Below are 14,162 nucleotides of genomic sequence, written 5' to 3'. Positions count from 1 at the left end.
CCAAATATTCGTTGGAGCCTTCCGCGTGCGCTTAACCTCGACCACAAACGGTCGCGACTGTCGTCTCATAAGTCCTCTTGAAGGTTGTCTTCAGTGTTATAATTGTTTCAGCGATCCGCTATTGCGTTCCACAGCATTAACAGCCGCAGCCGCCGCAAAGCTCAATGACAAATTGGTGCCCCCGCACAAACTTGCTCGATAGCCGGCTCTGATTCGCCATCTCCCCCCGCGGAGTATAGCGAATAGTCACGCGCGAATCATAGCCCTTCTCCGTCTTCGCACCAAGGAAATCCCTGCGCGATGGTATCGAAGCCTATAATGCGTTCAGCAAGAGCCATTGGACGATGAGCGAATAGCAAGTCTGTCGCCGATGCGCAAGTGATATAATGGTTAGTGGAATCAGGCTTTTCCAGGGGGCGGGGAAGGAGCAGGGCGCATGATCACCGCGCGACGCCCTGTTTCGCGGTCGGCCGCCTGGCCGGCGACGTCGATCAATCCCGGCGATAGAGATCGGCCGAGCCAGATTAAGTATATGATTTTATTGGCAGCCGGCTGCCATTGGCAGGGGGCGAGAGGGCGAAACCCATTTGATGGTTTATATTGTGACGATTTGTTGCGATCGCAAGAGATCGCCATAGCATGTTCAATGATATATTTATCAGTGCGGCGTTTTACATCAGATTTGTTTTCGTGAGGCGCTTTACGGCGGAGCGCTGCCTGCGGGAGGGATGCGGGTCGCTTTCTCGTTATGTCGGCGCCCGCGCCGGCCGCGCTGACGGCGTGGTGCGCGAAGTGCCTTCCACGCCGATGGAGGTTCGGAGCCGATCCGGCTCGGACCGAATCAGTCGGGGCCATCCAATCCGGTGAATGTGTTCGTCTCTTGAGGAACTGCGCGAGCCTGCAACAGACGGACCTGCTCCAAAGGCCGTGCCGCCATGGCCGCGCAGGTCGGGTCGGCGGCCGGGGAGACCCCGACCCCAAGCCCGCTTCGATCATGTATGTCGTTCAGCGCGACGCCCGTATGGGGCGCCGGCGCAAAAGGCCGCCTCGCGATGACCCCGAGCCCGCGTGCGGTTGAGCTATGGGGCACCTTCGGTTCGGGCGCCCCCGATGCGTCATCGCGCCTCGGACGCGGGCTCGGCTTCCGATGCCGGTTTGGCCGAGCGGCCGGCGCGCCATTCCTCGAACCGCTGCAGGAGGGTGAAGAAGGAAGGCACGAACAGAACCGCGAGACAGGTCGATGCCAGCATACCTGAGAAGACGGCGATGCCGATGGACTTGCGGGCCGACGCACCGGCGCCGGTGGCGAGCACCAGAGGCAACACGCCGAGGATGAAGGCGAAGGACGTCATGATGATGGGCCGGAAGCGCAGGCGCGCCGCTTCTACCGCCGCATCCGCGATCTCCATGCCCTCGGCGCGCTTCTCACGCGCATATTCCACGATCAGGATGGCATTCTTGCTCGCGAGCGCAATCAGCAGAATCAAACCGATCTGGGTATAGAGGTTGTTGGCGATGCCGAGGCCGACGAGCGCGCCGACTGTCCCAAGCAGGGCGAGCGGGACTGCGAGCAGCACCGACAGCGGCTGGATCCAACTCTCGTACTGTCCGGCAAGGACGAAGTAGACGAGCAGAATGGCGAGCCCGAACACCACATAGATCTGCGATCCGACAGCCATCTCCTGATAGGACATCGCCGTCCACTCATAACCGGTGCCGGGTGGCAAGATGCTGGTGGCGATCTGGCCCATCAGGCTCAGGGCCTGGCCGGATGAGAAGCCGGGCGCCGACGTGCCGACGATGGTCGCGCTGGGATAGAGGTTGTAGAGGCTGATGAGGGATGGGCCGACCATCGGCTCGATGGTGACGATTGTCCCGAGAGGAACCATCGTTCCATTGCCGGCACGCACCTTGAGATCGAGAAGATCGCGAGGATTGACGCGGAACGGCGATTCGGCCTGGGTATAGACTTGGAAGGTCATGCCGAAGGCGTTGAACTGCGTGACGTAGCTTGATCCGACATAGCCGGACAAGGCCGAGAACACCTGTCCCACCGTTACGCCAAGGGTCTCAGCCTTGACGCGATCGACCTTGACCTCGAACTGGGGCACGCCGGCGCGGAAGGACGTATTCAGGTGTTGCAGGGAGGATTGGCTCGATCCGGCCGCGACGATCTGGCGCGTCACGGCCTCAAGCAGCTGGTAGTTGAAGCTGCCGTCCTTGAGCTGGGTCTGCATGGTGAAGCCGCTGGCGTTGCCGATGCCCTGAATGGCAGGCGGCACGAGCACGAAGGTCGTGGCCTCCGGCACGGCCTGCAGCGCGCGGTTGAGATGTTCGTATATGCCGAGGAGGTCCTCGCCCTTCGTCTTGTCGCGGACGCCCCAGTCCTTCAGCACGACATAGGCAACGGCGGCGTTGGGGAGGGTCGCGTTGTTGTCCAGCACGGAAATGCCGCTGATGCCGATGACGTTCTCGACGCCCGGCGTGTCCTGGGCGATCTGCGACACCTTGGCGAGAACGGCATTGGTGCGTTCCTGGGAGGCGCCATCGGGCAACTGGGCGCCGATGAGCACATAGCCCTGGTCTTCCGTCGGAAGGAAGGCTGTCGGCACCCGCGTCAGCGACCAGCCAGCGATGCCGATCAGCACCAGTGCGATCGCGACCATCAGCGGGCTGCGATGGACCATACGCGCGATCAGGTGGGAATAGGCGCGCTCGCAGCGGTCATAGATGGCGTTGAAGCCGCGATAGAAGGCATTGCGCTTCTCGGGCGGCACGGGCTTGCGCAGCCAGAGGGCGCATTGTGTCGGCTTCAGTGTCAGCGCGTTGATGGCGCTGATCAGGGCGGTTGCCGCGATCACCAGGGCGAATTGCTGGAAGAGCTGGCCTGTCAGGCCTGGCAGGAAGGCCGCGGGGATGAACACGGACATCAAGACGAGCGTGATGCCGATGATGGGGCCGAAGAGCTCGTCCATGGCCTTCTCGGCCGCTGGCTGGCCGGGCATGCCCTCTTCGATGTGGCGGGCGACGCCTTCGACGATGACGATGGCGTCGTCGACGACGATACCGATCGCCAGCACGATGGCGAAAAGCGTCGAGAGATTGACGGTGAAGCCCATGGCCGACATGGCCGCGAAGGCGCCGATGATCGTCACGGGAACGGTTGTGGCCGGCACCAGCATCGCCCGCCAGTCCTGCAGGAACAGCAGGATGACCACCAGCACCAGGATGCCGGCCTCGAAGAGCGTCTTGTACACCTCGCTGATCGAGGCGTTCACGAACATCGTGGTGTCGAAGGGCACGCCATAGACAAGACCCGGCGGGAAGCTCTTCGACAACTCTTCCATCTTGCCGCGAACTTCCTCCGCCACCGAGATGGCATTGGCGTCCGGGAGCTGGTAGACGCCGATTCCGGCCGCAGGCTTGCCGTTCAGCGTGAAGGACTGGCTATAGGTCTGGGCGCCGAGCTCGACCCGGCCGATGTCACGGATGCGGGTGATCTGGCCGCCATTGGCGTTGTCGACCTTGACGATGATGTTCTCGAAGTCCGGCGCGTTGTTGAGGCGGCCGTTGATATTGATGGTGTACTGGAAATTCTGCCCGGGAGGCGCCGGCGGCATGCCGACCACGCCCGCGGTCACTTCCTGGCTCTGCTGCTGGATGGCGTGGATCACGTCTGACGGCGTCAGGCCGCGGGCCTGCATCTGCTGCGGGTTCATCCACACGCGCATGGCGTATTCGCCGGCGCCGAACACGGTGATATTGCCCACGCCGGGAAGACGGGCCAACTCGTTCTGGATGTTGATCACGCCGTAGTTGGCCAGGAACAGGCTGTCATAACGGCCATCGGGCGAAGACAGCGTCACGAATTGCAGGATGGACGTGGATTTCTTCTGCGTGGTGACGCCCTGCACCTGCACGGCCTGGGGCAGCGAGGACATGGCGATGCTCACGCGGTTCTGCACCAGCACCTGCGCGAAATCCGGATCCGTGCCGATCGCGAAGGTCACCGTCAGCGTGTAGGAGCCGTCGCTCGCGCTGGTGGACTGCATATAGATCATCTTGTCGACGCCATTCACCTGCTGCTCGATGGGCAGGGCAACGGTATCGACAACCGTCTTGGCGCTGGCGCCGGGATAGCGCGTCGTCACCTGTACGGTCGGAGGCGTGACGTTGGGATATTGTGCGACCGGCAGGTTGAAGAGCGCGACCGCGCCGATCAACACCATGACCAGCGCCAGAACGTTGGCGAGGACCGGGCGCTCGATGAAGAAGCGGGAAATCATGGGAGCCGCCTTCTGGCCGGAGCGTCAGGGCTTCGTGGGAGCGGGCGCGGCGGCGGGCGCCGGCGCGGAGGCGGAAGGAGGCGATGCTGTGGCGGCCGCGGGAGATGCCGCCGGCGTAGCGGCCGCCATTGTGCCGACCTGGGGGTTGACCTTGTTGCCGGGCACGGCACGCTGGACGCCGTTGATGATGACCTTGTCGCCGGGATCGATCCCCTTCTCGATCACCCGGAGCTGGCCCTCGAGCCGTCCCGTCGTGACCTGGCGCTGCTGGACGACGCCGTTGGCGTCAACGACGAGGACGTAACTGCCAAGCTGGTTCCGCCCGATGGCGGTATCATCGACGAGCAAGGCATCAATAGGCTGTCCGACCGGGATGCGCACGCGAACAAAGAGGCCTGGAATGAGCGACAGGTTCTCATTGGGAAAGACGCCGCGCACTTCGAGCGTACCTGTGCTCGGATCCACCTGCGGGGCGATGTAGTCGATCGTGCCGCGATACGGAAAATCGCTCTGATCCTGGAGGCCGATCTCAACCGGGACATTATGGATCTCGGTGAGATTGCGGCCGAGCCGTGCGAGCTCCGCCTTGATCTGCAGGACGATCTGTTCGCTGACCGTGAAATAGGTGTAGATCGGATCCACCTGCACGATCGTCGCCAGCTTCGTGGGGCCGGAATAGCCGACGAGCGCACCGACGTCGACGAGATGGCGCGTCACGATGCCATCGAAAGGTGCCGTGACCTGCGTGTAGCCCAGGGTGATCGTCGCGAGCTGGATATTGGCCTGGTCGGCGGCGATCTGCGCAATCGCCTTGTCGAGATTGGTCTTGGCGTCATCGATCGCACGCTGGGAGGCGAAGTCCTGACGGCCGAGCTGAGCCTGCCGGTTGTACTCGATCTGTGCATTGGCCTGAGTCGCCTGTGCAGAGGCCAGCTCGGCCTTCTGCAGGTCGAGCTGCGCCTGATACTGGTCGCGCTGGATGCCGAAGAGGAGCGTGTCCTTTTTGACGAGCGCGCCATCCTTGTAATTGATCGTCTCCAGGAAGCCCTGCACGCGGGCCTCGAGATCGACGGAATTCACGGCGGCGGTATTGCCGGTGAATTCGAGGTAGCGCTGCACGGGCTTCTGCACGGGCGGTGCCACGAACACCTGCGGCGGTGGCGGCGGCACATAAGCGTTCTTGTCGTTGCAGGCCGCTAGCATCAGCACCGCCAAGGCAACAGCGCCCAGCGACGCTTTTTTCCGGACGCCCGACGGGACGTGGTTTCCGGTATTGCTGGCCCACGAACTGGCAACAGTGGCACGCACTTCGGACGCCATGCAAAACCCCCAACACAACGAAATCTCTCAACACAACAAAGTCTCTTGGGCCGGCGCGCGTCGCCAGCCCAATCAGCAGCACCTGCCGTCCAGTCGACGGTTCAAGCGCGCAATCTATAGAGCGGCCGCGATGCGAGATCGCGGCCGGATCATGCGTCGTCGGCGACAGTACCCACGACCGCCCTAAAACGGGTTTGCCACCACCTGGTAGACGGCTCGCCCGTTCGAGTAGTAGGGCCGGTAGAACATCGCGCCGCAGCGGTAGTACAGCACGCCTGACACGGTTGCAGAGGTGCAGCCACCCGGAAGGCTCGCGAAGGTAGCACCGATCGGTGCGCCCTGTGTGACAGGCGGGGGGGCGTAGTAGACTGGCGGAGGCGCGCTGGCTGCTGCGCCCAGGGCCGCGCCGGCTGCCAAGCCCGCCGCTGCGCCGACTGCCGCCGCTGCACCCGGCGAAGGACCGCCATAACCCCAGCCATAACCCCAGCCGGGCCTAACGACGGGCCTAACGACGGGTCCGCCCCAGGCCGCTCCGCCATGCCAGGCGTGGAAACCGCCGGCGGGGCCCCGCCAGGCGCCGCCGCCGTGGTAGGCAACCCAGGCCGCGGCCGGCGATGCAGCGCCGACCAGCGCCAGAGCCGCGCCGACAAAAGCAGCCAGCAGGCTTGACCGGTGGCGCCGTGCCTCCAGGCTGCTAGGGCATGTCAAAGATTTCGCCCGGCTCGCTTCCATCGCGTCCTGGCATTTTACATCCTGGCCTGTCATGTCGCACCGCATGGGACATCTCTCTCGTTGTAAACAGCCTGGGCGTCGCATCACTGGGCTATTTGGGGGCCGGCAGGAAATCGATCTTGGCGGCCGACTTGTTCGGCGAGAAGCGGAATTTCGAATCGGGCCGATCGCGGAACTTCCAGTCCCGGAACGACACGGAGAACCGCGGCGCGCGCGGCGCGTCCACATAGGTGACGGCCATCATGCGCGGGAGGTCGGTCTTGGAATCCAGCCACAGTTGATATTCCACCCCCGGCTTGGCAAAAACCAGATGCCGAACCGATGTCCCGTTGAGGTCGGTCGTTCCCGCATCATAGGCGTTTGTCAGGCCCGCGGTGAGCTGTGCATAGGGATCGCTCGCCAGAAAATCAGCCATCGGCAGGTGAATGCCCTGCGTCTTGGCTGCGTCGGTCAGGAAGGCATCGAGCGTCGCCGGCGCATCCGCCACGGCGTAGAGCTTTGCCTTGTCGTCGGAGAGCGCGATGGTCTTACCGTCATAGTAGACGTCGATTTCGCTATCGCCGGCCCGGATCTCGGCCATCAGCTTGTCCGGCCGTTTGATCTCGACATCGGCGCTGTCGAAGAGTGTCAGCATCTGACCCTGACTTGTCGGCACCTCACGCGTACCGAAAGTCTCGACTGAGAAGGATGGGGCGGAGGCGATCCGGGTCATCGCCTTCTTCAACAGATCGAGCACCACCTGATCCATGATCGGCTTCGTGCCGTTATCGGGCGCGGGGGCAGCGCCTGCAGACCCGGGAGGTGTGCCCTGCGCAGTCTGGGCGAAGACGTTCGTCGTCGTGGCGGGCAGCGCCAGGAGTGACACGCCCAGGGCGAGCATCGCGCCAAAACGCACGCGGCCCGCCCAATTCAGCTCAAGCGCCATTGAAGCTATCCCACTCAAATTAGACCCGTTGCTTAACGCAAACCCTTCGGCGTTCATCATTCTTCTGTCAATAGCCTGACACGGTCCAAGGGCTATTTCTGTCGCGAATAAAGTAAAGAACAGTGTTCGCGGCGGTTAATAATCGGCCGCCGGTGTCTATTGCCGGCGACGGCCGCCGGGCTCGTCGTGATCGCGATCCTTGCCGCGATCGGCCTCTCGATCCTTGCGGGGCGGACGGCAGCTTTATAACCTGTCCGTTACAACACAGCGCGGCGTGCCGGATGGATTGCGCTGCGCGAGGGAGAAGCGCGTGACCAAGACGACAGATGACGGCCTTCCCGGCCCTGAAGCGAAGGCAAAAGACCGTCCCCGGCGGCAGATTGCGGAGTTGCGCAGCCAGCGCTGGTACGGCGACCCCGGCCTCAGGGCCTTCGGCCATCGCTCGCGCACCTTCCAGATGGGTTACACGCGGGCCGACTTCATGGGCAAGCCGGTGGTCGCCATCGTCAATACATGGAGCGACATCAACCCCTGCCACAGCCATTTCAAGCAGCGGGTCGAGGAGGTGAAGCGCGGCATCTGGCAGGCAGGCGGCTTTCCCGTCGAGCTGCCGGCGATGTCCTTGAGCGAGCCCTTCGTCAAGCCGACGACGATGCTCTACCGCAATTTCCTCGCCATGGAGACCGAGGAACTCCTGCGCAGCCATCCCATGGATGGTGTCGTGCTGCTGGGCGGCTGTGACAAGACCACGCCGGCGCTCCTCATGGGCGCGATCAGCATGAACCTGCCCGCCATCTTCGTGCCTGCCGGGCCGATGCTGCGCGGCAACTGGGCCGGCAAGGTGCTGGGTTCCGGCAGCGACACCTGGAAATACTGGGCGGAGAAGCGCGCGGGCAACCTCTCCGACCAGGCCTGGCAGGAGATCGAGGAGGGCATCGCGCGGTCGCCCGGCCACTGCATGACCATGGGGACGGCTTCGACGATGACCGCGATCGTCGAGACCTTGGGGATGACTCTGCCGGGTGCATCGTCCATTCCCGCGCCCGATTCGGGCCATGCCCGCATGGCGTCTGAGAGCGGCCGGCGGATCGTCGACATGATCCTCGAGGATCTGAAGCCGAGCGATATCCTGACTCCGGCCGCCTTCGACAACGGCATCACGGCGGATATCGCGCTGTCCGGCTCGACGAACGCCATCATCCATCTTGTGGCGATGGCTGGCCGCGTGGGTATCGACCTGCCTCTGGAGCGCTTCGATGAGATCGCCAAGCGCACCCCCGTGCTGGCGGATGTGCGTCCCTCCGGACGGTTCCTGATGGAGGATTTCTATTATGCGGGTGGGCTTCGCGGGCTTCTCAGCCGCATCACGAGCCACCTCGACCTGACCGCGCTGACAGCCAATGGCTGCACGCTCGGCGAGAACCTGGAAGGGGCGGAGGTCTATAATGACGAGGTGATCCGTCCACGCGACAATCCGCTGACCGAGTCGAGCGGCCTTGCCGTGCTGAAGGGCAATCTCGCGCCCAATGGCGCCGTCATCAAGCCCCCGGCCGCCGAGCCGCATCTCCATGTCCACACCGGCAAGGCCCGCGTATTCCGCAATTACGACGACATGGCCGCGCGGATCGACGATCCGGCGCTCGATATCGACGAGACTTGCGTGATCGTCCTCCAGAACGCCGGGCCGCTCGGCGCCCCTGGCATGCCGGAGTGGGGACAACTGCCGATCCCGCAGAAGATCCTGGCCAAGGGGGTGCGCGACATGGTGCGGATATCCGATGCGCGCATGAGCGGCACGAGCTACGGCGCCTGCGTGCTCCATGTCTCGCCGGAATCCTATCTGGGCGGCCCCCTGGCGCTCGTGCAGGACGGCGATCTCATCACGCTGGACATCCCCGGCCGCCGGCTGGACCTGCATGTGGATGACGCGGAACTCGCCCGCCGCAAGGCGGCGTGGGTGCAGCCCAAGCCCCACTATGAGCGGGGCTATGGTGCGATGTTCGCCAAGCACATCACCTCGGCGGACAAAGGCTGCGACTTTGATTTCCTGCACGCCGGCGCGCCGACGCCAGAGCCGGAAATCCACTGACTCGGTAAGGGCGCAGGCTTTATGGCCCGCGCCCCCATCTAAGGCTTTCGTCGAACATCGGCATGTCGGGCTGGCGTTCCAGTTGTATCGATGTAAGATGACATACGAGATGGGTTCCTGTCCGGTACCGCAAAACAGGGAACGGAGGGTCACGGACGCAGGTTGACCGGCTGGAAGGGCCCAAGAGGTTATGAGCCGAGGGGTTCGTGCGAGCCGGCGGGTTGTCTATCCGGGCATGGAGACGCGCGATTCGGAGATGAGCAACTTCGGGAACGCGGCTTGTGTCGATCTGGCGATGTTCCGCCCCGCGCCACTTGGACGACACGGCGCTTGGCAGGTAACACCGACTGCCCCTGCGGTGTCGGGATTGCGGCGGTGCTTGGTTCTCGATCCGGCGTCGCGGCAGGTTGCTATACACGCTGAACTGCGTGGGTAACGTATAAAAGGCTTATGTTGCTATAATCTCTGTCAAAATCGTCGCTATCGTTAAATAAAAAAATTCACTGGGGAGTGAGACGAGATGAGCTTTACGGCGAGAGCATTATTGCGTTCTTGCGCGGCGGGCGCACTGTTGATGACCGCGCTGCCTGTCCTTGCGGCGGACTACAAAGAGGCGCCTGCGCTCGCCGCGGCCGCCAAGGCCGGCAAACTGCCGCCCGTCGAGCAGCGTCTGCCGGAACATCCGGAGGTGGTGAAGCCCCTGGATGCCATTGGCACTTATGGTGGACAGCTGCGCTTCGGCTTGCGCGGCTCCTCGGACCACAACCATATCCTGCGAATGGTCGGCAACCAGGGGCTGGTGCGGTGGGATCCCGCATACACGAAGCTCGTACCGAATGTCGCCGAGAAGGTCGATGTCAGCCCGGACGGCAAGGTGTTCACCTTCACCTTGCGCAAAGGCATGAAATGGTCTGACGGCAAGCCCTTCACCGCCGATGATATTCTCTTCAATGTCGACGATCTCATCCTCAACGCCGAATTCTCGGCGCCGCAGCCCCGCTATATGACCGGTGGCGTGCCGATGAAGGTCGAGAAGATCGACGATGCGACGGTGAAGTTCACTTTCACGGAGCCGTATGGCGACTTTCTCGCGGAGCTTGCAAGCCCGCTGGGGCAGCATCCGGTCCTCTATGCGAAGCACTATTGTTCGCAGTTCCATCCCAAGTACAACGCCAATATTGCGGATACGGTCAAAGCGAACAACGCTACCGACTGGAAGAACCTGTTCCTGCAGAAATGCGGCGATATCGAAATTCCGGCACGCTGGGGCAATGTTGATCGCCCGACGCTTGATCCCTGGGTGGTCAAGGACCCCTATACCGGCGGGGCGACCCGGGTCATCATGGAGCGCAATCCCTATTTCTGGCAGGTCGATACGGCAGGTAACCAGCTTCCCTATATCGACGAGCTCAATGCGCCCATCGCGCAGGATGTCGAAAGCCTGATTCTCGCGGCGATCGGTGGCCGCATCGATTTCGGCCTCCGGCATCTCGACGCCCCCGCCAATCGCGCCGTGCTCGCGGAGAACCGCACCAAGGGCGGCTACGAGATGTTCGAGGCGTCCGCCGTGGGCGGCACCAATATGGTGATCAACCTCAACCTGATGGCGAAGGACAAGGAATTGAGGGAGCTCTTCAACAAGAAGGACTTCCGCATCGCGCTGTCGCACGGCATGAACCGCAAGGAGATCATCGACACGGCGCTCCTGGGCGATGGCGAACCCTGGCAGAACGGGCCCTTCGAGAATCATCCCAATTTCCATAAGCGCATCGCCACGCAATATCTGGAATACGATGTCGCCAAGGCGAATGCGCTGCTCGATGGGCTCGGCCTCACCAAACGCGGCCCGGATGGCACTCGCCTTCTGCCCAGCGGCAGGCCGATCAAGTTCAAGATCGATGTCATCCCCACGCTGCAGCCCGAGCAGGTGGATATGCTGCAGCTCATCGAACGCCAGTGGGCCAAGATCGGCATCGACATGGATGTGAACTCGCTGGAGCGCACGTTCTTCTACGAGCGGACGTCCAACAGCAACGACCATGACGCGGCGGTCTGGGGCGGCCAGGCGAGCTGGGTGCCGGGGGAGATCCCGCAACAGATCGTGCCCGTGCATCACGACTCGCGCTGGGGCATCCCGTGGGTGCAGTGGTACAAGACGGGTGGCAAACAGGGCGAGGAGCCGCCGGCTTCGGTGAAGGAGCGCATGAAGCTCTATGACGAGGCGCGCGCGACGACGGATCCCGAGAAGCGGCGGGCGCTGATGCTGAAGATCGCCGATATCGCCGCCGACGAGTTCGAGGTGTTCTCGGTGACGAAGGCCTTGCCGACCTATGGCATCGCCAAGACGAACCTGAAGAACGTCCCGGCCACCATGCCGAGCTCCTGGTACTATCCGACGCCGGCACCCACCCTGCCGCAGACGTGGTTCTGGGCCAAATGAGGTCTCTGGGACAAGTGACGTCCCGTGTGGCGAAGTCCGGGTTTTCGGACTTCGCCATGTCGTACACTACGCTGGCCAGCGTCCAACCACAGCCCCGCCAGCGCGGTTTCCTTCGACAGGTATCGCCCAGCCCCTCGCGGCAGTGATGTCGGGCGCGCCAGACGATGATCGCTGGAGATGATCACTGATGCTCATCACCTATATCATTCGCCGCATCCTGTGGTCCGTGCCGTTTCTCTTCGTCGTGTCGCTGATTGCCTTCGCGCTCATCCAGGCGCCCCCTGGCGACTACTTGACGACATTCGCCGCGACGCTCGCTCAATCGGGCGACGTCGTCGATCAGGAGCGTCTTGAACTGCTGCGCGAGCGCTACGGGCTCGATCAGCCGTTCATCGTGCAATATTGGAAATGGATCTCCGGCGTTCTGGTCGGCGACTTCGGCATTTCCTTCGAGTGGCAGCAGCCTGTTTCCAATCTCATCTGGGAGCGCATGGCATTGTCGGTGACGCTCGCGACGTCGACGCTGCTGTTCACCTGGGCGGTCGCCTTTCCCATCGGCGTCTATTCCGCCGTGAAGAAATATACCCTGGGTGACTATGTGATCACGGCGGTCGGCTTCATCGGCCTTGCCATGCCGAGCTTCCTCGTGGCCCTTGTGCTCATGTATATCGCCGTGGTGTTCTTCGGCACGGATGTATCGGGCCTGTTCTCCGAGGAGTTCGAGAAGGCGCCGTGGTCCCTTGCGAAGATCGGTGATCTCCTGTCCCATCTCTGGCTGCCGGTGGTCATCCTCGGGCTCGGCTCGACGGCCAGCCTTACGCGCATCATGCGCGCCAATCTGCTGGACGAATTGCACAAGCCCTATGTGACCACGGCCCGCGCCAAGGGGCTGTCGGAACTCCGGCTCATTCTCAAATATCCCGTGCGGATGGCGCTGAACCCCTTCGTGTCGACCCTGGGCTGGGCCTTCCCGCAGCTCATCAGCGGCGCGGTGATCACCGCCTTCGTGTTGTCCCTGCCGACATCCGGGCCGCTTCTGCTGCAGGCGTTGCTCGCGCAGGACATGTATCTGGCCGGTGCCTTCATCCTCCTGCTCTGCTGCCTGTCGGTCGTCGGGATGCTGGTCTCCGACATCCTGCTCGCGGTCATCGACCCGCGCATCCGCTACCGGTGAGGGAGATCGCACAGATGAGCGTTGTCGCCGATCCGCATATCGACCCGAACGCCGATCCACGGGCCATCGCCGGCGAGGACAGCGCGTCGCAATGGCGGCTGATCTGGGGCTCCTTCCGCCGGCATCGCCTGGCGATGACGGGTGCGGTGGTGGTCATCGCCTTCTACCTTGTCGCGCTCTTCACGGAGTTCCTGGCGCCGTTCGATCCGGACGCGCCGTCGTCGCGCGACGTCTACCATCCGCCGCAGATGATCCATCTGTTCGATACCAACGCAGACGGAAGCTGGGCATTCCGGCCCCACGTGAACGGGATGAAGCTGTCGCGCGATCGCTTCACGCTCAAGACGACCTTTTCTCCGGATCCGGACAAGAAGATCTATCTCACCCTGTTCGGCGACGGCACGCCCTACAAGATGTGGGGACTGATCCCGATGGAGAAGCGGCTGATCGCCGCCGTCACGCCGGGCGAACGCTTCTATCTCCTGGGAGCTGACCGGCTGGGCCGCGACATGCTGAGCCGCATCATTGCCGGGACGCGCGTATCGATGTCGATCGGCCTCGCCGGCGTCGCCGTCAGCCTTCTCCTCGGCCTCGTGCTCGGCGGGGTGTCCGGCTACTATGGTGGCTGGGTCGATACGGGTGTCCAGCGGCTCATCGAACTCAAGCTGTCCCTGCCGACCATCCCCATCTGGCTGGGGTTGAGCGCGGCTCTGCCGCAGGACTGGGCGCCGCTGACGCGCTATTTCGCCATCACCCTGATCCTGTCGCTCGTCGGCTGGACGGAGCTGGCGCGCGTGGTGCGTGGGCGCTTCCTGGCGCTCCGGACGGAGGATTTCGTGGTCGCCGCGCGGCTCGACGGCGGCAGCAAGGCGCGCGTCATCTTTCGTCACATGATGCCATCGATGGTCAGCCATATCATCGCCTCGGTCAGTCTCGCCATTCCGGTGATGATCATTGCCGAAACATCGCTCTCGTTCCTCGGCCTCGGCCTGCTGCCGCCAACGATCTCCTGGGGCGTGTTGCTCAAGGAAGCCCAGAACGTCCGCAGCATCGCCCAGGCGCCGTGGCTGTTCGCCCCGGGCATCGCCGTCTGTGCCGCGGTTCTCGCCCTGAACTTCCTCGGCGACGGGCTGCGTGATGCGGCCGATCCCTATGCGCAGGAGGGCCGCTGATGAGCGGGAATGCCGATAGTCCAG

8 protein-coding genes are annotated in these 14,162 nt (G+C 63.2%); 4 read left to right on the top strand and 4 right to left on the bottom strand.

The genetic code is table 11. The features are described 5' to 3' along the window. Positions 1 to 1,115 precede the first annotated feature (1,115 nt). The 4 genes from C7450_RS12980 to C7450_RS12965 form a co-directional block, all read right to left on the bottom strand. A complete protein-coding gene (locus tag C7450_RS12980) occupies positions 1,116 to 4,286 on the bottom strand; it encodes an efflux RND transporter permease subunit (RefSeq protein WP_110374878.1) in 3,171 nt (1,056 codons plus the stop codon). A gap of 24 nt (positions 4,287 to 4,310) precedes the next feature. After that, positions 4,311 to 5,489, bottom strand: a complete 1,179-nt coding sequence (locus C7450_RS12975) for an efflux RND transporter periplasmic adaptor subunit (protein ID WP_210206444.1) — start codon at positions 5,487 to 5,489, stop codon at positions 4,311 to 4,313. 300 nt (positions 5,490 to 5,789) lie between these two features. Beyond that, positions 5,790 to 6,314, bottom strand: a complete 525-nt coding sequence (locus tag C7450_RS34305; protein ID WP_210206437.1) for a hypothetical protein — start codon at positions 6,312 to 6,314, stop codon at positions 5,790 to 5,792. Positions 6,315 to 6,429: 115 nt separating this feature from the next. Continuing rightward, positions 6,430 to 7,263: a DUF2092 domain-containing protein gene (locus C7450_RS12965; RefSeq protein WP_170147233.1), complete on the bottom strand. Its 834-nt coding sequence runs from the start codon at positions 7,261 to 7,263 to the stop codon at positions 6,430 to 6,432. 379 nt (positions 7,264 to 7,642) lie between these two features. Here C7450_RS12965 and araD point away from each other — a divergent pair, with 379 nt between their 5' ends. From araD to C7450_RS12945, 4 genes are all read left to right on the top strand, one after another. After that, positions 7,643 to 9,352 (top strand): L-arabinonate dehydratase, encoded by a 1,710-nt coding sequence (gene araD / locus C7450_RS12960; protein WP_170147247.1) that lies wholly within the window; start codon positions 7,643 to 7,645, stop codon positions 9,350 to 9,352. Between the two features lie 574 nt (positions 9,353 to 9,926). Further along, the gene (locus tag C7450_RS12955) at positions 9,927 to 11,792 is read left to right on the top strand and encodes an ABC transporter substrate-binding protein (RefSeq protein WP_110374874.1); all 1,866 of its coding nucleotides are present in this window, start codon (positions 9,927 to 9,929) and stop codon (positions 11,790 to 11,792) included. 187 nt (positions 11,793 to 11,979) lie between these two features. After that, positions 11,980 to 12,966, top strand: coding sequence for an ABC transporter permease (locus tag C7450_RS12950; protein ID WP_110374873.1), 987 nt, complete (start codon positions 11,980 to 11,982; stop codon positions 12,964 to 12,966). A 5-nt stretch (positions 12,967 to 12,971) separates the two neighbouring features. Continuing rightward, positions 12,972 to 14,138, top strand: a complete 1,167-nt coding sequence (locus C7450_RS12945) for an ABC transporter permease (RefSeq protein ID WP_410369471.1) — start codon at positions 12,972 to 12,974, stop codon at positions 14,136 to 14,138. Positions 14,139 to 14,162: the final 24 nt, after the last annotated feature.

Origin of the sequence: Chelatococcus asaccharovorans, from assembly GCF_003201475.1 — a bacterium.
GTDB lineage: Bacteria > Pseudomonadota > Alphaproteobacteria > Rhizobiales > Beijerinckiaceae > Chelatococcus > Chelatococcus asaccharovorans.
This window is presented reverse-complemented; position numbering and strand designations above follow the sequence as displayed.